At 71.6% G+C, this 25,285-nt stretch carries 16 protein-coding genes; 14 read left to right on the top strand and 2 right to left on the bottom strand.

Going from position 1 to position 25,285, the window contains the following annotated elements; translation table 11 throughout:
* Positions 1–113: 113 nt before the first annotated feature.
* Complete coding sequence (locus tag ACFRCG_RS18780; RefSeq protein ID WP_380032816.1) at positions 114–659, bottom strand: GNAT family N-acetyltransferase; 546 nt, start codon at positions 657–659, stop codon at positions 114–116.
* Between the two features lie 174 nt (positions 660–833).
* Here ACFRCG_RS18780 and ACFRCG_RS18775 point away from each other — a divergent pair, with 174 nt between their 5' ends.
* From ACFRCG_RS18775 to ACFRCG_RS18745, 7 genes are all read left to right on the top strand, one after another.
* Entirely contained in the window at positions 834–1,556 is a 723-nt protein-coding gene (locus ACFRCG_RS18775; protein ID WP_380032814.1) for a hypothetical protein, read from the top strand.
* A 71-nt stretch (positions 1,557–1,627) separates the two neighbouring features.
* The gene (gene thyX, locus ACFRCG_RS18770) at positions 1,628–2,371 is read left to right on the top strand and encodes an FAD-dependent thymidylate synthase (RefSeq protein ID WP_380032812.1); all 744 of its coding nucleotides are present in this window, start codon (positions 1,628–1,630) and stop codon (positions 2,369–2,371) included.
* Between the two features lie 311 nt (positions 2,372–2,682).
* Positions 2,683–3,582 carry a 4-hydroxy-tetrahydrodipicolinate synthase gene (gene dapA / locus ACFRCG_RS18765; RefSeq protein WP_380032810.1) on the top strand — a complete coding sequence of 300 codons (900 nt, stop codon included), beginning with the start codon at positions 2,683–2,685 and terminating at the stop codon, positions 3,580–3,582.
* Between the two features lie 127 nt (positions 3,583–3,709).
* A complete protein-coding gene (locus tag ACFRCG_RS18760; RefSeq protein WP_126638412.1) occupies positions 3,710–5,398 on the top strand; it encodes a ribonuclease J in 1,689 nt (562 codons plus the stop codon).
* A gap of 427 nt (positions 5,399–5,825) precedes the next feature.
* On the top strand, positions 5,826–6,329 hold the full coding sequence (locus ACFRCG_RS18755) for a peptidoglycan-binding protein (protein WP_380032808.1): 504 nt from the start codon (positions 5,826–5,828) through the stop codon (positions 6,327–6,329).
* A 172-nt stretch (positions 6,330–6,501) separates the two neighbouring features.
* Positions 6,502–7,422, top strand: a complete 921-nt coding sequence (locus ACFRCG_RS18750) for a type IV toxin-antitoxin system AbiEi family antitoxin domain-containing protein (RefSeq protein WP_380032806.1) — start codon at positions 6,502–6,504, stop codon at positions 7,420–7,422.
* A 19-nt stretch (positions 7,423–7,441) separates the two neighbouring features.
* Positions 7,442–7,963 (top strand): GNAT family N-acetyltransferase, encoded by a 522-nt coding sequence (locus ACFRCG_RS18745; RefSeq protein WP_380032804.1) that lies wholly within the window; start codon positions 7,442–7,444, stop codon positions 7,961–7,963.
* A gap of 603 nt (positions 7,964–8,566) precedes the next feature.
* Here the strand turns inward: ACFRCG_RS18745 and ACFRCG_RS18740 are convergent.
* Positions 8,567–11,089 carry a SpoIIE family protein phosphatase gene (locus ACFRCG_RS18740; RefSeq protein WP_380032802.1) on the bottom strand — a complete coding sequence of 841 codons (2,523 nt, stop codon included), beginning with the start codon at positions 11,087–11,089 and terminating at the stop codon, positions 8,567–8,569.
* Between the two features lie 319 nt (positions 11,090–11,408).
* Here ACFRCG_RS18740 and ACFRCG_RS18735 point away from each other — a divergent pair, with 319 nt between their 5' ends.
* The 7 genes from ACFRCG_RS18735 (at position 11,409) to ACFRCG_RS18705 (ending at position 25,239) form a co-directional block, all read left to right on the top strand.
* The gene (locus ACFRCG_RS18735; RefSeq protein ID WP_380032800.1) at positions 11,409–17,102 is read left to right on the top strand and encodes a HAMP domain-containing protein; all 5,694 of its coding nucleotides are present in this window, start codon (positions 11,409–11,411) and stop codon (positions 17,100–17,102) included.
* Positions 17,103–17,503: 401 nt separating this feature from the next.
* Positions 17,504–18,196: a two-component system response regulator gene (locus ACFRCG_RS18730; protein ID WP_380003118.1), complete on the top strand. Its 693-nt coding sequence runs from the start codon at positions 17,504–17,506 to the stop codon at positions 18,194–18,196.
* Positions 18,197–18,306: 110 nt separating this feature from the next.
* Positions 18,307–20,811, top strand: a complete 2,505-nt coding sequence (locus tag ACFRCG_RS18725; protein ID WP_380032798.1) for a DNA translocase FtsK — start codon at positions 18,307–18,309, stop codon at positions 20,809–20,811.
* Between the two features lie 57 nt (positions 20,812–20,868).
* The gene (locus ACFRCG_RS18720) at positions 20,869–21,663 is read left to right on the top strand and encodes a helix-turn-helix domain-containing protein (RefSeq protein WP_380032796.1); all 795 of its coding nucleotides are present in this window, start codon (positions 20,869–20,871) and stop codon (positions 21,661–21,663) included.
* 81 nt (positions 21,664–21,744) lie between these two features.
* Positions 21,745–23,244 carry a 30S ribosomal protein S12 methylthiotransferase RimO gene (gene rimO, locus ACFRCG_RS18715; protein ID WP_380032794.1) on the top strand — a complete coding sequence of 500 codons (1,500 nt, stop codon included), beginning with the start codon at positions 21,745–21,747 and terminating at the stop codon, positions 23,242–23,244.
* Positions 23,241–23,915, top strand: coding sequence for a CDP-diacylglycerol--glycerol-3-phosphate 3-phosphatidyltransferase (gene pgsA, locus ACFRCG_RS18710; RefSeq protein ID WP_126638402.1), 675 nt, complete (start codon positions 23,241–23,243; stop codon positions 23,913–23,915). Before rimO ends, pgsA begins: the two co-directional genes overlap by 4 nt.
* A gap of 46 nt (positions 23,916–23,961) precedes the next feature.
* A complete protein-coding gene (locus tag ACFRCG_RS18705) occupies positions 23,962–25,239 on the top strand; it encodes a CinA family nicotinamide mononucleotide deamidase-related protein (RefSeq protein ID WP_380032791.1) in 1,278 nt (425 codons plus the stop codon).
* Positions 25,240–25,285 lie beyond the last annotated feature (46 nt).

Below are 25,285 nucleotides of genomic sequence, written 5' to 3'. Positions count from 1 at the left end.
CACCGTGTTCGTCGGCCGTTTCGCCCGCCGATTTCCCGCCGGCGTCACGGGATTGCCGTCGGGCGGAAACGGATCGACCCCGAACCGGGGCGACGAACGTGATCGGATCCTGCTCAGGGCATCGGGGAGACCGCCGTGTGCAGTCGCACCTGGCGGATCACCGCGCCGCCGGGTTCGTCCACCCACAGTTCGCGGGTGGCGCCGTCCGCGGCCCAGCCCGCGCCGGTCAGGAAGTCGTACAGCGGCTTGTCGTTCTCCAGGACCCAGGTCACCAGCGTGTCCACGCCGTCGGACACCGCGTCCGCGACGACCGCGGTGAGCAGCCGGGAGGCGTGCCCCTCGCGCTGTCGGGCCGGGTCGATCACCAGGATCGCCAACTCGCCCGCGCGGGCCGGGTCGAGGTCCTCGTCCGAGCCGGGGACGAGGGCCGCGAAGCCGGCCGCAGTGGAGCCCGCGCAGGCCACGAGCACGCGGTGGCGCGGTGAGGGTGGCGCGACCGCGGCGTCCTCCCATTCGGCGGCCAACGCCTCGGGTGTGGCCGCCGCCAGGGCCGCGGCGGGCAGCACGCCGGTGTAGGCGTCGTGCCAGGCCCGGGCGTGCGCGGCGCCCAGGGCGGCGCCGTCTCCGGCGTGGGCCGGCCGTACGTAGCAATCGCTCATGTGGTGCCCCCATCGTCGAGTTCGGCCGATTCTCGCGCGCCCGAAGGTTTCCTGTCCGCCGCTCGCCGAACGCACACACCCGTGGGCGACACGCGCCGCCGGCGTTCCCGCCCCCGCGCGCGGCGTGCGACGCTGTCGGCCAAGGATTGGTGGGCGCGGCAGCGGAGGATGGTCATGGGGGTCCGGGTCCGACGAATCGCCCCGGTGTGCGCGGTGGTCGCGGTGCTCGCGACCGGCTGCATGGTGGGTCCGACGATCGACGACGAGAAGCCGAAGCCGGCCGCGGCCGGCCCCACCGGCAACCCGCCGGACCTGCCCGACAAGAACCCGACCGACGGCTCGACCCCGGCGGCCCCGCCGCCTTCGGGCGCGCCGCCGCCGTCCGACCGGACCGGACAGAAGAAGCAGACGCACACCTACTCGAACGGGCTGACCGTCACCGCCTTGGCGCCGGCGGTGACCCGGACGGCGGCCGTGCCCGGCGAGCGGCGCGAGACGGTCGACGTGGCGATCCCGATCCGCTACGGCAACCGCACCGGATCGAACCTGGTCGCCGATCTGTTCCAGGTGACCCTGTACGCGGGGCCGGACGCGCTGCCGTGCGCCCTCGCCAAGGTCGGCCCGCCACGCGGCGGCCCGAGTGAGGCCGCGGTGAACGCCGACACGGTGATCACCTACAACTTCGCGGTGCCGAGGGAGTTGGTCGGGAAGCTGGAGGTCCAGGTGCAGCCGTACATGGGCCGACTGGACCGGGTGACCTTCGCGACATCCGCGGCGCTGCCGGCGGGTGCGCCGACGCGGCCCGCCGAGGGGCCGTCGACCCAGCCGAGCACGGTGGTGGTGCCGCGCTCCGCGCCGACGGGCACGGGGACGAGCGCGGCTCCGAGCGGTGGTTAGGCTTATCCGCCGCCGCACCCCCTTCATCGACGCACGGCTGCGTGCGTTCGCCCGACGAGGAGCCACCCCGCGTGACCGAAACACCCCAGGAGAAGCCGGCCGACGTGCGATTCCGGGACGACGTGACCGTCGAACTGATCAAGCACAGCGCCTCGGACCAGGACGTGCTGTGGGCGGCCCGGGTCTCCACGGCGGGGGAGAAGTCCCTCGACGAGTTGGACAAGGACGCCTCGCGCTCCAGGGGATTGATCAACTACCTGATGCGCGACAAGCACGGCAGCCCGTTCGAGCACAACTCGATGACCTTCTTCGTCAGCGCCCCGATCTTCGTCTTCCGCGAATTCCACCGCCACCGCGTCGGATGGTCCTACAACGAGGAAAGCGGGCGTTATCGGGAGCTTTTGCCGGTGTTCTATGTGCCTTCGGCGGAGCGGCGGCTGGTGCAGCGGGGCAAGCCGGGGGCGTATGAGTTCGTCGACGGCACGGCCGAGCAGCACGCGGTGGTCGACGAGGCGACGCGGGCGGGCTACGAGGCGGCGTACGCGGCCTACCGGCGCATGCTGGAGGCGGGTGTCGCGCGGGAGGTGGCGCGGACCACGTTGCCGGTCGGGCTGTACTCGTCGATGTACGCGACCTGCAACGCGCGCTCCCTGATGCATTTCCTGGGGCTGCGCACCAAGCATGACGACGCGACCTTCCCGTCGTTCCCGCAGCGTGAGATCGAGATGGTCGCGGAGCGGATGGAGGCGGTGTGGGCGGAGTTGATGCCGCTGACGTACGCGGCGTTCAACGCCAACGGTCGGGTCGCGCCGTAAGAGGCGAGGGCGGGCCGGGGCCGGTTGAGCCGTCCGAGTGGTCAAATCGGCACATAGGGTGACATTGGAAATTTTTCACCAGAATCCCTAAGGTTTCACCCGTCGTGGTCGATACTGAAAGAGATCAGGCGCTGCTCGAACCCCCGAGCGGGCAGCGTCTGGTCCCTTTTTCCGTGCGCCCCGGTCCCCGGTTTCGTCCGGGTGTCGTTCGGGCCGACGGGGCGGGCTCCCGGGCGGTGGAGGTCTCGGTGGAGGTCTCATAGGGCGGGTGCTACCCGCAGGTCAGGTGCGGGCCCGGTACGGTTTGGGCCATGGCTCCGACGTCTACCCCCCAGACCCCCTTCGGCCGGGTCCTCACCGCGATGGTGACCCCCTTCACGGCCGACGGTGCGCTCGACCTCCCCGGCGCCCAGCGCCTGGCCGCCCATCTTGTCGATGCCGGCAACGACGGACTCGTCGTCAACGGCACCACCGGCGAGTCGCCCACCACGAGCGACGCGGAGAAAGAGCAGCTGGTCCGGGCGGTTCTGGAGGCCGTGGGCGATCGCGCGTTCGTGGTCGCCGGTGTGGGTACCAACGACACTCGGCACTCGGTCGAGCTGGCCCGGCAGGCGCAGGCCGCCGGCGCGCATGGCCTGCTCGTGGTCACCCCGTACTACAGCAAGCCTCCGCAGGAGGGCCTGTACCGGCACTTCACCACGGTCGCCGACGCGACCGGGCTGCCGGTGATGCTGTACGACATCCCCGGTCGCAGCGCCGTGCCGGTCGAGACCGAGACCCTGGTCCGCCTCGCGGAGCACCCCCGGATCGTGGCGAACAAGGACGCCAAGGGCGACCTCGCCTCGGCGAGTTGGGTGATGGCGCGCACCGACATGGTGTACTACAGCGGTGAGGACATGCTGAACCTGCCGCTCCTGTCCATCGGCGCGGTCGGTGTGGTGAGCGTGGTCGGACACCTCGTTTCGGCCGAGCTCCGCGCGATGATCGACGCCTTCACGGCCGGCGACGTCGCCAAGGCGCGCGAGATCCACCAGCGTCTTCTTCCGGTGTACACCGGCATTTTTCGTACCCAGGGCGTGATCCTCACCAAGGCCGCGCTGGGATTGCAGGGCCTGCCCGCCGGGCCGCTGCGGCTGCCGCTGATCGATGCCGACGAGGCACAGATCGCGCAGCTGAGGCAGGATCTTTCGGCGGGTGGGGTAGAGCTGTAAACAGGAATATCTGTAAGTAGTGCCCCGGGCGGGTACCACACCCGCTCGGGCCGAACACGAGCTTTTGCGCGTTCCCGTCCGGCCGAGCATCGATCGGCCGGACGGCGGCACGTGGCGAGGAGAGAACTTGAGCCATCCCCACCCCGAATTCGGCCCGCCGCCGGTGCTGCCGAAGGGCGGCCTTCGGGTCACCCCGCTGGGCGGCCTCGGCGAGATCGGCCGAAACATGACCGTCTTCGAGTTCGACGGCCGGCTGCTGATCGTCGACTGCGGGGTGCTGTTCCCCGAGGAGGAGCAGCCCGGAGTCGACCTCATCCTGCCGGACTTCAGCTCGATCCGGGATCGCCTCGACGACATCGAGGCGGTCATCCTGACCCACGGGCACGAGGACCACATCGGCGCGGTCCCGTACCTGCTGCGGGAGAAGGCCGACATCCCGCTGATCGGGTCGAAGCTGACCCTCGCGTTCATCGAGGCGAAGCTCACCGAGCACCGCATCCGGCCGTACACCCTCGAGGTCAAGGAAGGCGACATCGAGCGGCTGGGGCCGTTCGAGTGCGAGTTCATCTCGGTGAACCACTCGATCCCGGACGCGCTCGCGCTGGCGATCCGCACCGAGGCCGGCACCGTCGTGCACACCGGCGACTTCAAGATGGACCAGTTGCCGCTGGACAACCGGCTCACCGACCTGCCGGCGTTCGCCCGGCTGGGCACCGAGGGCATCGATCTGCTGCTCGTGGACTCCACGAACGCCGAGGTCCCGGGCTTCATCCCGGCCGAGCGGGACATCGCGGGCGTGCTGGACCGGGTCTTCGCCGACGCCGACCAGCGGATCATCGTGGCCAGCTTCGCGAGCCACGTGCACCGCATCCAGCAGGTGCTCGACACCGCGTACGCCTACGAGCGCAAGGTCGCCTTCGTCGGCCGCTCGATGGTGCGCAACATGAAGATCGCCGGGGAACTCGGCTATCTGAAGATCCCCGCCGGCCTGGTCGTGGACGTCAAGACGCTCGACGACCTGCCGCCGGACGAGGTGGTCCTCGTCTGTACCGGCTCGCAGGGCGAGCCGATGGCGGCGCTGTCGCGGATGGCCAACCGTTCGCACCAGCAGATCCGGATCGTCGAGGGCGACACCGTGGTGCTGGCGTCCTCGCTGATCCCGGGCAACGAGACCTCGGTCTACCGGGTGATCAACGGGCTGACCCGGTGGGGCGCAAAGGTCGTGCACAAGGGCAACGCCAAGGTGCACGTCTCCGGTCACGCCTCGGCCGGTGAACTGCTGTACTTCTTCAACCTCACGCGCCCGCGCAACCTGATGCCCGTGCACGGCGAATGGCGCCATCTGCGCGCCGCCGCCGATCTGGGCGTCAAGACCGGGGTGCGCAAGGACCGGGTGGTCCTCGCCGAGGACGGGCTGACCGTCGACCTGGTCGACGGTGTCGCCAAGATCACCGGGAAGGTGCAGGCCGGATACGTCTATGTGGACGGTTTGTCCGTGGGCGACGTGACCGAGTCCTCGCTCAAGGACCGTCGGATCCTGGGCGAGGAGGGCTTCGTGTCCGTGTTCCTCGCCGTGGACTCCAGCTCGGGCAAGGTGGTCGGCGGGCCGACCATCACGGCGCGGGGATCGGGCATCGACGACGCCCGGTTCGACGCGGTGATCCCGAAGATCGAGGAGATGCTGCAGAAGGCGGCCGCCGACGGGGTGGCGGAGCCGTATCAGTTGCAGCAGCAGGTGCGGCGGATCGTGGGCAAGTGGGTGTCGGACACCTATCGGCGCCGGCCGATGATTCTGCCGGTTGTGGTGGAGGTCTGAGACCTCGTCGATCGTTTTGCGCGGGGCCCGCTACGAAATCTTCGTAGCGGGCCCCGTGTGGTTCGGGGGCGGGGGTGAGCGTGGGCGTGGGCGTGGTTCGCGGGAGTCGGCGGTTGTGGTCGGGGGCGGTGGCGGGTTGTCGACCGGATGTGCGAGGCGGTGGGTGTGGGGTGGCTGCGCTTGGCGGACCGTGGCGGGGCCTTGGTGGGTCTTGGCGGGCTTGTCGTGGTGCGGGGGAGGATGCCGCTGGCCTGAAGCGGGGGTGTCATGGGGGATTTGCGGACTTTTTGTGGTGTGAAGGTCGGGTTCTCGTACTTATGGGTGGCTCGACTGCCGGCTCCTAACGTCGGTCGTGTTCGGAGGGCAGCCGCTCTCCGGGCGCTGGACAGGTCGACACGGTCGACAGGATCGGCAGTCAGGAGCACACATGTACGCGGTACAGCGGAATCGGCGTTGCGGCGGCCCACGACGGGGCGCTCCGCCGCCCGCGCCGTGGGGCGCGCCGATCTCGGTGCCCGGGCGGCGGGTGGCCGCCGGGTTCGGGCGATCGCGGCGTGGGCGGGTCGCGGCGCTCGCGCTGAGCTCGTGTGCGGCGCTGGGTCTGGGCGCGGGGATGACGGGCCCCGTCTCGCCGGCGGCGGCCGCCCCGCGCTGCGACCACGTGGCGAAGGACAACCGGCCGGAGCTGCGTGAGGGGGATCGGGACGACGCGGTCGCCCAGGTGCAGTGCCTGATCGACACGAGGTCCGGAGCCCCCGGCGAGTTGCCGGAGACCGGGGTGTTCGACGCGGCCACCGCGGACGGGGTCCGGTGGGTGCAGAAGTGCAACGGCCTCGATCCTTCGGGGGTCACCAACGAGGCCACCTGGAAGGTGCTCTATCGCGCGAAGAAGGGATGCGGGCGGCAGGCGGAGCACACCGGCACCGAGTAGCGGGTGCGGGCCGGGCGGGAGGCGGAAGGGGCGTCGGCGGGTCGGCCGGGGCCGGGTCGTGGGGGCGGCCGGGCCGAAGTCGTACACAGGCCGGGTGTGATGGTCACACCCATCCCGGGGGCTGTGGACGACGGACGGCGCGCGTGGAGGGGGCGCGCGCACACTGGCCCGCATGACGCCGACCGATCTTTCCGCACTGCTGTCCCGGCCCTTCACCCTCGCCGTCGCCGCCCGCCACGGGGTCGGCCGGTCGGTCGTCCGACGCCTGGTGCGTGACGGCGACGTGCGTCGGGTCATACACGGGGTCTACGTCGGCGCGCACGTCGACGACACGCCGGAGGTGCGGGCCCGGGCCGCGGTCATGGTTCTGCCCCGCGGGGCCGTGGTCTGTGGGCGCACCGCGGCGAGGTTGTACGGCGTGCGGGTTCCGGCGCGGCCCCGGACGCGGGCGCGGCGCGCGGCACCGATCGAAGTGGTCGTGCCGGTGGGGGCGGCTCTGCCCCGCCGGCACGGCTGCCGGGCGCGGATCATGGCGCTCGGACCGGGGGAGACGGTGTGGCGGGCCGGGATTCCGGTCACCTCGCCCGCCCGGACCGCGGCGGACCTGGTCCGGACCTCGGATCGGGAGACCGGCGTGGTGGTGCTCGACGGGTTCCTGCGGGCCGGGCTGGTCGCGCCCGACGCGTTGGCGGCACTGGTCGAGCGCTACGCCGGACATCCGGGGCGCCATCGGCTCGCGGAGGTGGTGCGGCTGGCCGACGGGCGCAGCGCGGGCGAGGACGAGACCCGGCTTCGGCTGGCGCTGCTCGACGCCGGGGTGCCGGCGGCCGAGGTCGGCTGGGAGATCCGGTCGGCGTTCGGTCGGGTCCTGCGGCGCTTCGCGCTGGCCTGGCCGGGGGCGCGGGTCGGGGTGGAGCTGACCGACGACCGGCAGTGGGTCAGGGCGCGGCCTCGGAGCATCGCCGGGCAGAGCTGGCTCGTGCTGCACTGCCCGACACTCCAGGCGCGCGAGCGGCCGGCGGCCACCGTCGCCCGGATCGGATCGGAGTTGCGGCTGCGGGAGCGGCGAAATCGCGGCGACATCGCCGCGTAGGCGCCGGCATGCTGCGACGATGAACGTGGACGAGGCAGGGCCGGTGGTCACCGATCGGCTTGAGTTGATTCCGATCGAGGTCGGTCACGCCGAGGAGATGGCGCGGGTGCTGGGCGATCCGGCGCTGCACACCTTCATCGGTGGTGAGCCGGAGGACGTGGACGCGCTGCGGGCGCGCTACACGCGCTGGGCGAAGGGATCGCCGGATCCCGGCGTGGTCTGGTTGAACCGGGTGATCCGGCTGCGGTCGCAGGGGTGTCTGGTGGGCACGGTCCAGGCCACGGTGGGGCCCGGGCCGGTCGCCGACGTGGCCTGGGTGGTGGGAACCCCCTGGCAGGGCCGGGGCATCGCCAAGGAGGCGGCGGTCGCGTGGGTGGCCTGGCTCCGGGCCGGGGGCATCGAAGAAATCGGCGCCCACATCCACCCGGCCAACACAGCCTCCGCCGCAGTAGCCGAAGCGGCGAGCCTGACCCCCACCGAAACCTGGCAGCAAGGCGAACAACGCTGGTCCACGACCCACGCGACACCGACACCCAAGTAGGCCCCGGCCGGCCCTCACCCACCGACCCCACCCCGCCCTCCGCCCGCGCCCGGGTGGGTCCGGCCGGATGGGCGTGCGTGCCGGCTCGGGGGCGTTTCGCGACCGGGTCTGCTGTGCTCTCTGCCCGCGCCCGGGTGGGGCCGGTTGGCTCTACCCGCCCGCCCCGGAGCCGTGCCTACCGGCGCCTCCGCGCCCTCCGCCTGCGCCCGGGTGGGTTCGGCCGGATGGGCGTGCCGGCTCGGGGGTGTTTCGCGACCGGGTGTGCTGTGCTCTCCGCTCGAGTTCGGGGTGGTTCGGCTGGTTCTACCCGCCTGCTTCGGGGTTGTGCCGCGACCTGCGGTGCTGCGTTCCGCCGCCGGCGCGGGGGCGGGTGGGGCCGGCCGGATTGGGCCGCCCGCGCCGGAGTTGGTCCGTGACTCGTTCCGCTGCGCTCTCCGCTTGGGGTCGGCTTGCGCTTGGGGTGCGGCCTCGGTTCGGGGGTGGCTCGTGCTTCCGTTATGGCTTTCGGATGGGGCTGGTTCAGGGTCGCCGCGTCACGTGCCGGTGCGCGTCGCCGCGCGCGACTCGGTGTCGGGCGGTGGTTTGTGGCGGGCGGGTCGGGGGTTAGTCGTCGCCGGAGACTCTCAGGACCAGGATGGCCATGTCGTCTCGGGCCTGTTCTTCGGCGAATTGTTCGACCGCGCGGTGGATTCGGGCCGCTACCGCGCCGGCGGTCAGGCCCGTGCAGCCGGACAGGACCTCGGCCAGGCCGTCGTCGCCGAGCATGCGGGTGCCCTCGCGGCGTTCGGTGACGCCGTCGGTGACGCAGACCAGGACGTCGCCCGGGTCCAGGTCCACCGTCTCCAGGACCAGGTCGACCTCGTCCATCACACCGAGCAGCGGCTGCGGGGTGGCCACCGCGTCGACCGTGCCGTCCGGGCGCAGGCGAAGCGGGAGCGGGTGGCCCGCGGAGACCAGGCTCAGGCGTACCCCGCCGCCGTCGCGGTGGGTCATGTGGCCGTGCAGGAGGGTCAGGAACCGGCTGCGCGGGCCCTCGTCCAGGATCGCGGTGTTCAGCCGTTGCAGGACGGCGGGCACCGACATGCCCTCGCGGGTCAGCAACCGCAGCGCCGTGCGGGCCAGTCCGGTGACCGCGGCGGCCTCCGGGCCGGTGCCGCACACGTCGCCGATGGCGAAGCCCCACTTGTCCTCGCCGATGGTGAACAGGTCGTAGAAGTCGCCGCCGACCTCGTTGCCCTCGCCGGAGGCCTGGTAGACGACCTCGACGTCCACCCCCGGCACCTTGGGCAGCTCCGGCGGCAGCAGGCTGCGCTGGAGGGCCTGGCTGGTCGCGTTGCGCTCCGAGTACAGCCGGGCGTTGTCCATCGCGAGCGCGGCGCGGCGGGACAGGTCCTCGGCGAGTTCCAGGGTGTCCCGGCGGAACCGGTCGCCGGCCAGGATGCCGAAGGTCAGCATGCCGATGCCGCGCCCCCGGGCGACCAGCGGCAGCGTGACCGCCTCGCCGGCGACCAGGTCGGTGTGCTCGCGGACCACCTCCGGGTCCAACGACCGCAGGCCCAGCCAGCGCCGGGCGCCGGGCGTGGGCTGCGCGCGCGGCGCCTCGGCGTGGTCCAGCAGCGCGCGAAGGTCGTCGATCCGCATCTCGTCGGCGTGCCACACCACGCTCAGCACCGGCGCGTGCGACTCGCCCGTGTGCACCGCACACCACGTGCCCAGTCGCGGCACCACGATCTGGGCGATCATGGCCAGCGTCATCTCCGGGTCGAGGGTGCCGGCCAGCAGGTCGGACGCCTCGGCGAGGAAGGACAGCGAGCCGCGCCGGACCCGCTCCAACTCGGACAGGCGCGCGCTCTCCACGGTCAGCGAGACCCGGTCGGCGGCGCGCTGGAGCCGGGCCGCGTCGTCGTTGTCGAAGCGGGCCGCCGACTCCGAGGCGACGCCGAGCGTGCCGGTGAGCCGGCCCTCGACCTTGAGCGGCACGGTCACCGCCGAGCGCATCCGGGTCTCCTGGAGGATCGGCACCGCGTCGGGCCCGGCGGCCAGGTCCTCGTGCACGGCGGGCATCCGGGCCGAGCCGTAACGGCCCACCGAGGTCTCCACCGGCACCCGCGACAGCCGATGCACCGCGCCCGCCAGGCCGGTGGTCGCGCGCACCTCCATCTCGCTCTCGTCGTCGGTGGCCAGCAGCACGAACGCGGCGTCGGCGTCGAGCAGGTCGCGGGCACGTTCGACCGCGCGCTGGAGCAGGTCCTCCAGGCCCAGTCGGTTCAGCCCGTCGATCCCGTCCCATTCGCTGTCCACCGGGATCGCCGCCCCGGCGCGACCGCGCGAGGCGTCCCGGTTCTCCAGCAGCGCGCGGGCCTGCGCGGGCACCAGGAGCGCGACCAGCGCGGGATCGCCGTCGGCGTCGCGCAGCCGCACGTGCGAGGCGAAGACGCGCGTGGCCACCCCGTCGGCGGCGCGCACGTCGTACCCGCCCTGCCAGCGGGACAGCTCCAGCATCTCGTCCAGGGTCAGCTCGGTGCCCGGCGTCTGCGGCCAGGCCACCAGGTCGCCCAGCGCCATGCCGATCGCCTCGGTGTCACTCAGACCGAACAACCCGGCCGCCTCGGGGCTCCAGTGGGTCACCTTGCGCGAGGCGTCGGCGTGCACCACCGCCACGCGGACCGGCACCGCGGCGTCGGGCAGCGCGTTGGCGGGCAGCAGCGGCCCGGCCGAACTGGTCGCCGAGACCGGATCGGGCAGTTCCAGCCGGAACCACACCCGCTTGACGTTCTTGGCGTATTCGACCCCCCACGCCGAGGCCAGCGACGCGGACAGGAACAGCCCGCGGCCGCTCTCGTCGCCGTCGTCGAAGCCGGTCGCCGGCTCCGGCAACTCGCGGCTGGGGTAGTGATCGGTGACCTCGATCTGGACGCCGCCGTCGTAGCGCACACACGAGACCTCGGCCGAGGTGCCCGCGTGCACGATCGCGTTGGTGACCAACTCGCTGGTCAGCAGTACGGCGTCGTCGACCACGTCGCCGGCGTCCCAGTCGGTGAGCGTCTTGCGGACGAACGAGCGTGCGGCCGCCACGGACCTGCCCTCGGGTGCGAAGGCAGCGCTCATCCGGGCAGTGATGAGCATGCTCGTTCCCTGATCCATACACTCCCGCATCTGCGACGAACGGCGGCTGCGGTGACGAATCCGGCTCCACAGTCCGGCAGATTCGCACCCTATCGGTTTCGGACGATCGGGCGGACCCCTTCCAAACAGTGACGCATCGATCACGATTCCGACAGATGTCCCGTCCGAGCGTGCCTTTCGGGCCCGCGCTTTCCGGATGACAAGCACCATCCTCCCGGACCGCCTCTGCTCTCAACCCTGTGAGTGAAAGACTGTGGATGGCAAGCGGCCGGAGGCACGGACGGTCGCGGCGAATCTGGTCCGGCGGAGGAAATGCGAGATGGCGAAGGCTTCCCCAGCGCAGGCGCGGACTGCGGCCGTCCGGCAGGGCCGGCACGACGAGCGGGATCTGCGGCGTCTGCTGGCCGCCCTGACCGGGGTCCGTGACGGCAACTTCCGCAAACGCCTGACGGTTTCCGGCGACGGGATCATGTCCGAGATCGCCGTCGTGTTCAACGACATGGTCGAGCGCAACCAGCACCTGTCCGGCGAATTGGCCCGGGTGCGTCGGGTGGTCGGTCGAGAGGGCAAGCTGACCGAGCGGCTGGACCCGGGCCCGGGCGAGGGCGCCTGGGCGACGAGCATCGACGCGGCCAACGCGCTCGTCGAGGACCTGGTGCGCCCCACCGTCGAGGTCGGCCGGGTGCTGGCCGCGGTCGCCGAGGGCGATCTGTCCCAGCGCATGGACCTGCGGATCGCCGAACAGCCGCTGCGTGGCGAGTTCCTGCGGATGGGCCGCACCGCCAACGGACTGGTGGACCAGCTCAGCGCGTTCGCCGACGAGGTCACCCGGGTGGCCCGCGAGGTCGGTACCGAGGGCAAGCTCGGCGGGCAGGCCCGGGTGCGCGGCGTCTCCGGCAGCTGGAAGGACCTCACCGACTCGGTCAACACGATGGCCAGCCGATTGACCCTCCAGGTGCGCGACATCGCCCTGGTGACCACCGCCGTGGCCAAGGGGGACCTGTCCCGCACGGTCACCGTCGAGGTGGCCGGCGAGATGCTGGAGCTGAAGGAGACCGTCAACACGATGGTCGACCAACTCTCCGGCTTCGCCCAGGAGGTGACCCGGGTGGCCCGCGAGGTGGGCACCGAGGGCCGACTGGGCGGCCAGGCCCGGGTCGAGGGTGTCTCGGGGACCTGGAAGGACCTCACCGACTCGGTCAACATCATGGCGGGCAACCTGACCGCCCAGGTCCGCGACATCGCCCAGGTGACCAAGGCGGTCGCGTACGGCGACCTGTCGCAGACCATCACCGTGTCCGCGCGCGGCGAGATGGCCCAGCTCGCCGAGACGATCAACGCGATGACCGGCACGCTGCGCACGTTCGCCTCCGAGGTGACCCGCGTGGCGCGCGAGGTCGGCTTCGAGGGCCGGCTCGGCGGCCAGGCCCAGGTCCCCGGCGGCGCGGGCATCTGGAAGGACCTGACCGACTCGGTCAACACCGCCTTCTTCAACCTCACCGCGCAGGTCCGCGACATCGCCGGGGTGACCACGGCGGTCGCCCAGGGCGACCTGTCGCAGAAGATCACCGTGGACGTCTCCGGCGAGATGCTGGAGCTCAAGAACACCGTCAACACCATGGTCGGCCAGCTGTCGGCCTTCGCCTCCGAGGTCACCCGCGTTGCCCGCGAGGTGGGCAGCGAGGGCATCCTGGGCGGCCAGGCGCAGGTCTCCGGCGTGGCGGGTACGTGGAAGGACCTGACCGACTCGGTCAACGTGATGGCCGGCAACCTGACCGGCCAGGTCCGCAACATCGCCCAGGTCTCCACGGCGGTGGCCCGGGGCGACCTGTCGCAGAAGATCACGGTCGACGTCTCCGGCGAGATGCTGGAGCTCAAGAACACCGTGAACACCATGGTGGACCAGCTGTCCGCGTTCGCCTCCGAGGTCACCCGGGTCGCCCGCGAGGTCGGCGGCGAGGGCCGGCTCGGCGGCCAGGCCCGGGTGGTGCCGGGCGTCGCGGGCGTGTGGCTCGACCTCACCGACTCGGTGAACTTCATGGCGGGCAACCTCACCGCCCAGGTCCGCAACATCGCCGAGGTGACCACGGCGGTCGCGCGCGGCGACCTGTCCAAGAAGATCGACGTGGACGCCCGGGGCGAGATCCTGGAGGTCAAGAACACCGTCAACACGATGGTCGACCAGCTCTCCGCGTTCGCCGACGAGGTCACCCGCGTGGCCCGCGAGGTGGGCACCGAGGGCCGACTGGGCGGCCAGGCCCAGGTGCTCGGGGTGGCCGGGGTGTGGCGCGACCTGACCTACTCGGTCAACTCGATGGCCGGAAACCTCACCGAACAGGTGCGCAGCCTGGGCCAGGTGACCACCGCGGTGGCCCGGGGTGACCTGTCGCAGAAGATCACGGTGGACGCCCGGGGCGAGATCCTCGAACTCAAGAACACCGTGAACACCATGGTCGACCAGCTCTCCGGCTTCGCCGACGAGGTCACCCGGGTGGCCCGCGAGGTGGGTACCGAGGGTCGACTCGGCGGGCAGGCCGACGTCAAGGGCGTCTCCGGCACCTGGAAGGACCTCACCGAGTCGGTCAACGTGATGGCAGGCAACCTGACCGGCCAGGTGCGCAGCATCGCCGACGTGACCACGGCGGTGGCCACGGGCGATCTGTCCAAGAAGATCACCGTCGACGCCCGGGGCGAGATCCTGGAGCTGAAGGAGACCGTCAACACGATGGTCGACCAGCTCTCCGCGTTCGCCGACGAGGTGACCCGGGTGGCCCGCGAGGTGGGTACCGAGGGTCGACTCGGCGGGCAGGCGCGGGTGCGCGGGGTCTCCGGCATCTGGAAGGACCTGACCGACAACGTCAACGTCATGGCCAACAACCTGACGTCCCAGGTGCGCAACATCGCCCAGGTGGCCACCGCCGTCGCCGACGGCGACCTGTCCCAGAAGAGCACCGTCGAGGCCAAGGGCGAGATGGCGGGCCTGGCGGGCACGATCAACACGATGGTCGACACGCTGCGCGCGTTCGCCGACGAGGTCACCCGTGTGGCCCGCGAGGTGGGCACCGAGGGCATCCTGGGCGGCCAGGCGCACGTGCCCGGCGTCTCGGGCACCTGGAAGGACCTGACCGACAACGTCAACTCGATGGCGGACAACCTCACCGGCCAGGTCCGCAACATCGCCAAGGTGACGACCGCGATCGCCGGCGGCGACCTGTCGCAGAAGATCGACGTGGACGCGCGCGGCGAGATGCTGGAGCTCAAGACCACCATCAACACCATGGTCGACCAGCTGTCGGCGTTCGCCGGCGAGGTCACGCGCGTGGCCCGCGAGGTGGGCACCGAGGGCATGCTGGGCGGCCAGGCCGAGGTCGAGGGCGTCTCCGGTACCTGGAAGCAACTCACCGAGAACGTCAACGAGTTGGCCGGCAACCTGACCCGTCAGGTGCGGGCCATCGCCGAGGTCGCCACCGCCGTGACCCGGGGCGACCTGTCGTTGCAGATCGCGGTGGACGCGTCCGGAGAGCTCGACGAGCTCAAGGACAACATCAACCAGATGATCTACAACCTGCGCGAGACCACCCGGGCCAACCGGGAGCAGGACTGGCTCAAGACCAACCTGGCCCGGATCTCCGGCCTCATGCAGGGCCGCCGCGACCTGATGGCGGTCGCCGCGCTGATCATGAGCGAGCTGACCCCGGTCGTGGACGCCCAGCACGGCGCCTTCTTCCTGGCCGAGCTGACCCAGGAGGACGTGGTCGAGCTGCGGCTGATCGCCTCCTACGGCTACCAGGACGGCGGCGGCGTGCCCACCCGCTTCCGGCTCGGCCAGTCGCTGGTCGGCCAGGCCGCGCTGGAGAAGCGCTCGATCCTGATCCTGGACGCGCCGCCCGGCTACATCAAGATCGCCTCCGGCCTGGGCGAGGCCGCCCCGGCGAACGTGATCGTGCTGCCGGTGCTGTTCGAGGACCAGCTGCTCGGCGTGCTCGAACTCGCCTCGTTCCGCCCGTTCACCAAGGTGCACCGCAACTTCCTGGAGCAGCTGAACGAGCAGATCGGGGTCACGGTCAACACGATCATGGCCAACTCGCGCACCGAGATGCTGCTCGCCGAGTCGCAGCGACTGACCGAGGAACTCCAGGAACGGTCCGAGGAGTTGCAGCGCCAGCAGGGCGAGCTGCGGCACTCCAACGCCGAGTTGGAGGACAAGGCGGCGCTGCTCGCCAGGCAGAACCGGGACATCGAGATCAAGAACCGGGAGATCGAACAGGCCCGGCAGGCGCTGGAGGAGCGGGCCGAGCAGCTCGCGCTGTCCTCCAAGTACAAGTCCGAGTTCCTGGCCAACATGTCGCACGAGCTGCGCACCCCGCTGAACAGCCTGCTGATCCTGGCCAAGCTGCTCGCCGACAACGTCGAGGGCAACCTGACCCGCAAGCAGGTCGAGTTCGCCGAGACCATCCACGGCGCCGGATCCGACCTGCTCCAGCTGATCAACGACATCCTGGACCTGTCCAAGGTGCAGGCCGGGAAGATGGACGTGCGTCCCGCGCGGATCGCGCTGGCCCAGCTGATGGACTACGTCGAGGCGACCATCCGCCCGCTGACCTCGGAGAAGAACCTCGAGTTCACCGTGCACGTCTCGCCCGCGGTGCCCGGGATCCTGTTCACCGACGAGCAGCGGCTGCAACAGGTGTTGCGCAACCTGCTCTCCAACGCGGTCAAGTTCACCGACTCCGGTTCGGTCGAGGTGTTGATCACGCTCACCGACGACATCCCGCTGACCAACACCGAGTTGGACAACGCGGAGCACGCGGTGGCCTTCTCGGTGATCGACACCGGCATCGGCATCGCGGTGGACAAGCTCAAGGTGATCTTCGAGGCGTTCCAGCAGGCCGACGGCACCACCAGCCGCCGCTACGGCGGCACGGGCCTGGGCCTGTCGATCAGCCGGGAGATCGCCTGGCTGCTCGGCGGCGAGATCCACGCGGAGAGCATGCCGGGACGGGGCAGCACGTTCACCCTCTACCTCCCGCTGGACAGCGTCCTGGTCCCGGGCGACGAGATCGGCCACGACCGCGACACCGAGTTGCCGCCGACCCCGTACCGGGCGGCGCTGCCCGCCGCCGCGCCGTCCACCCCGCTGCTCAGCGACGCCCCGGAGTTGCCCGGGGAGGGGGAGGACGAGCCCGACGACGCGGGCGAGGCGGCGCCGCGCCGGGTCCTGGTGGTGGAGACGCCGCAGTCCGACGGCGCGCCGCTGAGCACCGTGCTGGCCGGGCTCGACGGGCAGATCGACCTGAGCACCGCCGCCGACGAGGGCGAGGCGGTGCGCCTGCTCGCCGAGGCGCCGCCCGCGTGCCTGGTGGTGGACCTGCGGCTGCCCGACGAGGGCGCGTGGCAGGTGCTCGACGCGGTCGCCTCGCGGAACGAATTGCAGAGCCTGCCGGTGGTGGTGCACGTTCCGGCCCGCCCGACCCGCTCCGAGTCGGGCCGGCTGCGCGGCTACCGGCGCCGGATCGTGCTGCTCCAGCGGGTCTCCACCCCCGACGCGCTGGCCCGGGCGGTGCTCGGCGCCACCGGGCCGGTGCGGGCCGATCACACCGGCCCTGCCAAGCCGGTGGTCGAGCCGTTCGAGGGCACCTTCGACGGCGAGCGGGTGCTGATCGTCGACGACGACGTGCGCAACGTGTTCGCGCTGACCAGCGTGCTGGAGCAGTACGGGCTCAGCGTGCTGTACGCGGAGAACGGCCGCGAGGGCATCGAAGTGCTCCAGGGACACGACGACATCGCGATCGTGCTGATGGACGTGATGATGCCGGAGATGGACGGATACGCCACCACGTCGGCGATTCGCCGGATGCCGCAGTACGCGGGGCTGCCGATCATCGCGTTGACCGCCAAGGCGATGAAGGGGGATCAGGAGAAGAGCATCGACTCCGGCGCCTCCGACTACGTGGCCAAGCCGGTCGACACGCGGCACTTGTTGGGAATCATCCGCACTTGGCTCGACCACTAGTTCGCTTCTCGGGTGCCAAGCACCACATGATGGAACCCGTATGGTCGAACCGGCGTTGAAGGGGTGGAGGGGTCGATGGGGTGTTGTCGCAACCGTAGGTCGGGCTGTGGTGACACCATGCGGTCGTCTGTTCCGGAATACCTGCCGAGCCGATCGCCTGGCCACTACCATGACCGGGACGAGCACCACCCGGAACGTGTGCTCGACCGGCGTGGTGTGCGTCGGGGCGTTCTCGGCCGACGGTGTGCCGGGTCGAACCGTGTCGATCGAGGCCGTGTCATTCCGGGCGGCGTCAGCAGTGCCGGCAGTGTCAACCAGGCAAACCGAAAACATGCACAAGGACGAGTGGAGCCGACCGATACGCGGGGTCACCCACCGTGTCGGATCGAAGAGGGTGGGCCATGACGGAGAAGGCCAAGATCCTCCTGGTCGATGACCGTCAGGAGAATCTGCTCGCCCTGGAGGCGATCCTGTCCGCGCTCGACCAGACCCTGGTTCGAGCGCACTCGGGCGAGGAAGCCCTCAAGGCGCTGCTCACGGACGAGTTCGCGGTGATTCTGCTCGACGTCCAGATGCCCGGAATGGACGGGTTCGAGACGGCCGCGCACATCAAGCGGCGGGAGAAGACCCGCGACATCCCGATCATCTTCCTGACCGCGATCAACCACGGCCCGCACCACACCTTCCGCGGCTACGCGGCCGGTGCGGTCGACTACATCTCCAAGCCCTTCGACCCGTGGGTGCTGCGCGCCAAGGTCTCGGTCTTCGTGGATCTGTACAAGAAGAACTGCCAGTTGCGCGAGCAGGCCACGCTGCTGCGCGGGCGCCTGGAGGGGCCCGCCGGCGGCGACCGGGCCGGGGCGGACGTGATCGCGGAGTTGTCCACCCGGCTGGCCGCGGTCGAGGAGCAGGCCGACGGCATGGCCAAGCAGGTCGAGTCGACCGACGACCCGATCCTGGCCGCCTCCGCGGTGCAACTGCGCCGCCGGGTGGCCCGGATGCGCGCCGCGCTCGACGCCCTCGCGCCGGCCACGGCCGGCCACGGCGGACCCCCGCTGGTCCCCGCCCCGGACAAGGGCGAGGCGGCCGGCTGACCCCGGAGCGCTCGCGCGGACCGGACCGTCGACGACGGCCCGGTCCGACACGGCGCGCGCTCCGGGCCGGGACGCATGAGGTGGGGAGGGTCCACCGGTAACCTCGGGACATGGCCACACGTGCGTCCGGCGGCGGAGCGCAACCGCGCACGGCCGCGAAGAAGAAGGCTCCCGCCAAGAAGGCGGCCCCGCCCCCGCCTCCCCCGCCGAAACTGCTCGGCGGGGTGCCCGCGTTGCTCGGGAAGGGGCTCAAGGGGCTGTGGCTGGGGCTGGCGCACGCGTTCGGTTCGCTCGCGCGGGGCATCGGCTCCGGCGCGCGCGGACTCGACCCCGCGCATCGTCGGGACGGGCTCGGGCTGGCCCTGCTCGGCCTGGCGATAGTGATCGCCGCGGGTGCGTGGGGCACCATCGACGGCGCGGTCGGCGAGGGGGTCAACGCGGTCGTCGCGGGCCTGGTCGGCCGGCTGGACGTGCTGGTGCCGTTCCTGGTCGGCGCGTTGGGCGTGCGGGTGATGCGCCATCCCGACCAGAAGGACGCCACCGGGCGGATCGTGATCGGCTGCACGGCGCTGGTGTGCGCGGTGCTCGGGTTGATCCACGTCGGGTGCCGGACGCCGCAGCCCGGTGACGGCGCGGCGGCGATGCGCGACGCGGGCGGGCTGGTCGGCTGGGCGTTCGCGACCCCGCCGGTGCACCTGGTCACCCGGTGGGTCGCGGTGCCGCTGCTGGTGCTGCTGATCGTGTTCGGGCTGCTCGTGGTCACCGCGACGCCGATCAACGCGGTGCCGGAACGCCTCGGGGTCTTCCTCGGCTTCATCGAGGGCCCCGAGCCGGAGCCGTACGACGAGGACGACGACCGCCCGAGCGGGTTCGCCGGCTTCGACGAGGACGAGGAGCCCGCGCCGGCGCCGGTGCGCAAACCCCGGCCGCGCCGCCGCCCGAGCCCGGCCGCCAAAACCGGCCATCCGGACGCGGTCGACGTGGCCGCGGCCGCCGCCGCGGCGCTGGACGCGGGCGACGCCGGCCTGGTCGTCCCGCCCGCCCGCTCGCGCAAGGCGGCCGCCGCCCGGGTGGTGACCGATCTGCGGGCCGACGCCCCCGCGCACACCCCCGCGCCGCCGCGCAGCGAGCAGCTCAGGCTCTCCGGCGACATCACCTACCACCTGCCCGGCCCCGCGCTGCTGCGCAAGGGCCCGCCCGCCAAGGCCCGCAGCAAGGCCAACGACGACGTGGTCGCGGCGCTGTCCAAGGTGTTCGAGCAGTTCAACGTCGACGCGCAGGTCACCGGCTTCTCCCGGGGCCCGACGGTGACCCGCTACGTGATCGAGCTGGGCCCGGCGGTCAAGGTGGAGCGGATCACCGCGCTGGCCAAGAACATCGCCTACGCCGTGGCCAGCCCGGACGTACGGATCATCAGCCCGATCCCCGGCAAGTCCGCGGTGGGCATCGAGATCCCCAACACCGACCGCGAGATGGTCAGCCTCGGCGACATCCTGGCCTCCGACACCGCCGCCGGCGACACGCACCCGATGATCGCCGCGCTGGGCAAGGACGTCGAGGGCAACGACGTGGTGGCCAACCTGGCCAAGATGCCGCACCTGCTGGTGGCGGGCGCCACCGGCGCGGGCAAGTCGAGCTGCATCAACGGCCTGATCACCTCGATCATGATGCGCGCCACGCCGGAGGAGGTGCGGATGGTGCTGGTCGACCCCAAACGGGTCGAACTCACCACCTACGAGGGCATTCCACACCTGATCACGCCGATCATCACCAACCCGAAGAAGGCCGCCGAGGCGTTGCAGTGGGTCGTGCGCGAGATGGACATGCGCTACGACGACCTGGCCAACTTCGGCTTCCGGCACGTCGACGACTTCAACGTCGCGGTGCGCGCCGGCAAGCTGAAGGTGCCGCCGGGCAGCGAGCGCGACATCCAGCCCTACCCGTACCTGCTGGTGATCGTCGACGAGTTGGCCGACCTGATGATGGTCGCGCCGCGCGACGTCGAGGACTCGATCGTGCGGATCACCCAGCTCGCCCGTGCCGCGGGCATCCACCTCGTGCTGGCCACCCAGCGCCCCAGCGTGGACGTGGTCACCGGTCTGATCAAGGCCAACGTGCCCTCGCGGCTCGCGTTCGCCACCTCCTCGCTGGCGGACAGCCGGGTCATCCTGGACCAGCCCGGCGCGGAGAAGCTGATCGGCAAGGGCGACGCGCTGTTCCTGCCGATGGGCGCGAGCAAGCCGATCCGGATGCAGGGCGCCTACGTCACCGAGGAGGAGATCGAGGCGATCGCCCGGCACTGCAAGGAGCAGTTGCGGCCGGAGTACCGCGACGAGGTCACCGCGGGACCGGATCGCAAGAAGCAGGTGGACGAGGACGTCGGCGACGACCTCGACCTGCTCTGCCAGGCGGTCGAACTGGTGGTGTCCACCCAGTTCGGCTCGACCTCGATGCTCCAGCGCAAGCTGCGCGTCGGCTTCGCCAAGGCGGGCCGGCTGATGGACCTGATGGAGAGCCGGGACATCGTCGGACCGAGCGAGGGCTCCAAGGCGCGCGAGGTGTTGATCAAACCGGATGAAATCGAGCAGGTTATGGCCACGTTGCGCGGAGAATGATCTGACTTAAGTGATGATTGGTGTCAGTCGTGACGAATGACGCATAAGGGGCGAACAGTGTCGATCGGTCAGAGCCTCGCGGAGGCGCGTGTACGGGCCGGTCTCACCGTGGAACGGCTCAGTGAGGTCACCCGGATCCGACAGGTCATCATCGAGGGAATCGAACACGACGACTTCGAGCCGTGCGGGGGCGACTTCTACGCCCGCGGCCACATTCGCACCCTGGCGCGCGCCACGGGCCTGGAACCCGCGCCGCTGATCGCCGAGTACGACCACACCGTCGGCGGCACGAGCACCCCCCGGCCCACCGAGATCTTCGACTCGCCGCGCAAGTCGATCGAATACCGCCGCCCCAACTGGACGCTGGCCATGGGCGTCGCCGTGGTCATCGTGCTGATCTTCGCCTTCGTGCAACTCGCCGGCGGCCGGGCCGACGACGACGAGAAGGAGACCGCGTCCCGGGTCGCCCCGACCACCGCCGCCCCCGCGGCACCGGCCCCGCCGCCCCCGCCGCCGTCCTCGGCCGCGCCGGTGAGCAAGGCGCCGCAATTCCCGCCCGGCGTCGTGGTCACCATCACCGCCGTCGACGGCCGCAGCTGGATCCGCGCGTTCGACTCCAAGGACAGGCAGATCCTGGAGACGATCCTGGGCAAGGGCGAGGCCAAGACCTTCGAGGACCCCGCACAACTGCAGGTCCAGGTCGGCAATTCGGGCGCCGCGCGACTGAACGTCAACGGCCGGGACCTGGGCCCGGCGGGCGAGGACGGCGAGGTGGTCAACCGCACGTTCGTACCCGGGGACCCCATCCCGCAGATGCGGACGAGCGCGTCGGCGACCCCGTCGCCCCGGTGACCGGGCATCGTGACCTCCCCGGAACCATCCGACGCTTCCCTGCGTCCGGTCCACGTCCGCGTCTGACGTAGGCTTTCCGGCATGTCCGCCCGCGATACCACCCGCCCCGCCGCCCCGGCCGAGAGCCCCGCCGCCCTGCGCACCGTCGCCCTGGTCACCCTCGGCTGCGCCCGCAACGAGGTGGACTCCGAGGAACTCGCCGGCCGGCTCGAGGCCGACGGGTGGGCCCTCGTCGAGGACGCCGCGGACGCCTCCGTCGTCATGGTCAACACCTGCGGATTCGTCGAGTCCGCCAAGAAGGACTCGATCGACACCGTCCTGGAGGCCGCCGACCTCAAGGGCGACGGCCACACCCGGGCCGTGGTGGCGGTCGGCTGCCTGGCCGAGCGCTACGGCGACCAGCTCGCGGGCGCGCTGCCCGAGGCCGACGCCGTGCTCGGCTTCGACGACTACGGCGACATCTCCGGCCGGCTGCGCTCGATCCTCGCCGGCGAGAGCCACATCCCGCACGCGCCGCGCGACCGGCGCGCACTGCTGCCGATCACCCCCGTCGAGCGCCAGGCCGCCGACGTCGCGGTGCCCGGCCACGGCATCCCCGAGGACCTGCCCGAGGGCGTCGCGCCGGCCTCCGGGCCGCGCGCCCTGCGCCGCAGGCTCGGCTCGGGGCCGGTGGCCTCGCTCAAGCTCGCCTCCGGCTGCGACCGCCGCTGCTCGTTCTGCGCCATCCCCTCCTTCCGCGGCTCGTTCCTGTCCCGCCGCCCCTCCGACGTGCTCGCCGAGGCCCGCTGGCTGGCCGAGCAGGGCGTCCGCGAGATCGTCCTGGTCAGCGAGAACTCCACGTCCTACGGCAAGGACCTGGGCGACCTGCGCCTGCTGGAGACGCTGCTGCCGGAACTGGTTGCCGTCGAGGGCATCGAGCGGGTCCGGGTCAACTACCTCCAGCCCGCCGAGATGCGCCCGACGCTGATCGACGTGATCACCGGCACGCCCGGTGTCGCGCCCTACTTCGACCTGTCCTTCCAGCACGCCTCCGAGCCGGTGCTGCGCCGGATGCGCCGATTCGGCTCGGTCGAGGCGTTCGTCACCCTCATGGAGCAGATCCGGGCCAAGGCCCCCGAGGCCGGCGCCCGATCGAACTTCATCGTCGGCTTCCCCGGCGAGACCGAGGAGGACGTGGACGACCTGGAGCGCTTCCTGATCGCCGCCCGGCTCGACGCGATCGGCGTGTTCGGCTACTCCGACGAGGACGGCACCGAGGCGGCGAACTATCCCGACAAGCTCGACGCCGACGTGATCGAGGCCCGCGTGCAGCGGATCTCCCGGCTCGCCGAGGAACTGGTCGCACAACGCGCCGAGGACCGGATCGGCACCGAGATCGTCGTGCTGATCGAGGAACTCGGCGAGGACGGCGGTGCCGAGGGCCACGCGGCCCACCAGGCCCCCGAGACCGACGGCTCGACCACGGTGGTGGGCGAGGGCCTGCGCGTGGGCGACCTGGTCCGGGTCCGGGTCACCGACAGCGAGGGCGCCGACCTGTACGGCGAGGCGATCGACGTGATCGTGCGCGGGGGCGATCGGTGACGGCCGAACCGGCACCGCCGCGCCGGCGCCCGGCCGAGGCCGTTCGGGCCGCCGCCGCCAACCACCCGCCGAAGCCCGACCGCCTCGGCGACCCCACCACCTCCGTCAGCGCCTGGAACGCCGCCAACGCGCTCACGCTGATGCGGGTGGCCCTGGTGCCGGTCTTCGTCACCCTGCTGCTCCAGGACGGGGGCCACGACCCCGCCTGGCGCGCCTGGGCCTGGGCCGCGTTCACCGTGGCCAGCATCAGCGACCTGTTCGACGGCAAGCTCGCCCGGATGCACAACCTGGTCACCGACTTCGGCAAACTCGTCGACCCGATCGCCGACAAGGCGCTGATGGGCGCCGCGCTGATCAGCCTGTCCGCGCTCGGCGACCTGCCCTGGTGGGTCACCCTGGTGGTGCTCGCCCGGGAGATCGGCATCACCCTGCTGCGCTTTTGGGTCATCCGCCACGGCGTGATCCCGGCCAGCCGGGGCGGCAAGGCCAAGACCATGCTCCAGGGCAGCGCGATCGGGATGTACACACTGGTCATGACCGGCCCGCTGGCCAGCACCCGGGCCTGGATCATGGCGGCCGCGGTCATCGTTACCGTGGTGACCGGCCTGGACTACATCGTCAAGGCCGTACGACTGCGACGCGGCACCCCGGTGCCCGCCGGACAGGGCTGACCGTCGGGACGAATCCCGACCACGGGGGAAGCGGGGAAGCGGGACCATGAGCGAATTGAAGATCGAACTCGTCGCGGTGGGGGACGAGTTGCTGGTCGGCGACGTGGAGAACACGAACGCCGGCACGCTCGGCCGCCGACTCACCGCCGCCGGTCTGCGGGTGAGCGGGGTGTCCACCGTGGGCGACGGCCTCGACGCGATGATCGACGTCCTCACCCAGGCCGTCCGGCGCGCGGACGCGGTGATCGTCTCCGGCGGCCTCGGCCCCACCTCCGACGACCGCACCCGCGAGGCGATCGCCGCCGTCGGCGGTGTGCCGTTGCGCCGTGACCCGGCGATCGAGGACTGGCTGCGCCGGCGCTACCGGGGCCTGAACCGCACCCTCACCGCGCTCGGCCTCCAGCAGGCCGACGTCCCCGAGGGCGGGCGCAGCCTGCCCAACGCCAACGGCAGCGCGCCCGGCATCGCGGTGGTGATCGGCGAGGTGGCGGTCTACGCGATCCCCGGCCCGCCGCACGAGATGATCGCGATGACCGAGGAGCAGGTCCTGCCCGACCTGCTGCGCCGCGCGGGCGAGCCGCCGACCCGCGCGCAGCGTCAACTGCTCACCGCCTCGATCGGCGAGGGGGTGATCGCCGCGATGCTCGAACCGCTGGAGAAGGATCTCGCCCGGGACGGCGCGGTCGAGGTCGCCTACCTGGCCACCGCCGGACAGACCCGGGTCAAGCTCACCTCCGCCACCCCCGGCGGCGCCGCCGAGGTGGACGCCGCCGCCGCGCGGGCGCGCGAGCTGCTCGGCGGGTGTGTCTACGGCGAGGCCGGCGACACCCTCGCCGGCGTGGTGCTCGACCTGCTGCGTGGGCGCGACGCCACCGTCGCGGTGGCCGAATCGCTCACCGGCGGCCTGATCGCCGCCGAACTGACCTCGGTGCCCGGCGCGTCCGCGAGCGTGCGCGGCTCGGTCACCGCGTACGCCACCGACCTCAAGGGCTCGGTGCTCGGCGTGGACGCCGATCTGCTCGCCGCGGAGGGCGCGGTTCACCCGGACGTGGCCGCGCGCATGGCCGAGGGTGTGCGCGACGTCATGTCGGGTACGTACGGGGTGGCCACGACGGGGGTCGCCGGTCCGGACCCCCAGGACGGAAAGCCCGTGGGCACCGTATACATCGCGGTGGCCGGCCCCGAGGGAACAATCGTGCTCTCCCTGCTGTTCTCGGGCAGTCGGGACAGGATCCGCGAGATGACCACGGTCCGTGCGCTCGACCTGCTCCGGTGTGTGGTGGCCGGCCTGCCGACCGAGCAGGACCCGGCGTGTACGGGGTGACCGGGCGCGCCGATCGGCCGACGAGACCACGGCGGCCGGGCGTCCG

This window comes from Embleya sp. NPDC056575 (genome assembly GCF_042793325.1).
Taxonomy (GTDB): domain Bacteria; phylum Actinomycetota; class Actinomycetes; order Streptomycetales; family Streptomycetaceae; genus Embleya.
Note: the sequence above shows the minus strand (reverse complement) of the source record. Positions and strands in the feature narration are given on the sequence as shown.

Bases quoted from the DNA above. Each gene is read 5' to 3' on its own strand.
- ACFRCG_RS18740 (WP_380032802.1), bottom strand. From the start codon at position 11,089: ATGCTCATCACTGCCCGGATGAGCGCTGCCTTCGCACCCGAGGGCAGG.
- dapA (WP_380032810.1), top strand. From the start codon at position 2,683: ATGGCTCCGACGTCTACCCCCCAGACCCCCTTCGGCCGGGTCCTCACC.
- ACFRCG_RS18750 (WP_380032806.1), top strand. From the start codon at position 6,502: ATGACGCCGACCGATCTTTCCGCACTGCTGTCCCGGCCCTTCACCCTC.
- ACFRCG_RS18755 (WP_380032808.1), top strand. From the start codon at position 5,826: ATGTACGCGGTACAGCGGAATCGGCGTTGCGGCGGCCCACGACGGGGC.
- ACFRCG_RS18780 (WP_380032816.1), bottom strand. From the start codon at position 659: ATGAGCGATTGCTACGTACGGCCGGCCCACGCCGGAGACGGCGCCGCC.
- ACFRCG_RS18775 (WP_380032814.1), top strand. From the start codon at position 834: ATGGGGGTCCGGGTCCGACGAATCGCCCCGGTGTGCGCGGTGGTCGCG.
- ACFRCG_RS18730 (WP_380003118.1), top strand. From the start codon at position 17,504: ATGACGGAGAAGGCCAAGATCCTCCTGGTCGATGACCGTCAGGAGAAT.
- ACFRCG_RS18705 (WP_380032791.1), top strand. From the start codon at position 23,962: ATGAGCGAATTGAAGATCGAACTCGTCGCGGTGGGGGACGAGTTGCTG.
- ACFRCG_RS18735 (WP_380032800.1), top strand. From the start codon at position 11,409: ATGGCGAAGGCTTCCCCAGCGCAGGCGCGGACTGCGGCCGTCCGGCAG.
- rimO (WP_380032794.1), top strand. From the start codon at position 21,745: ATGTCCGCCCGCGATACCACCCGCCCCGCCGCCCCGGCCGAGAGCCCC.
- ACFRCG_RS18745 (WP_380032804.1), top strand. From the start codon at position 7,442: ATGAACGTGGACGAGGCAGGGCCGGTGGTCACCGATCGGCTTGAGTTG.
- ACFRCG_RS18725 (WP_380032798.1), top strand. From the start codon at position 18,307: ATGGCCACACGTGCGTCCGGCGGCGGAGCGCAACCGCGCACGGCCGCG.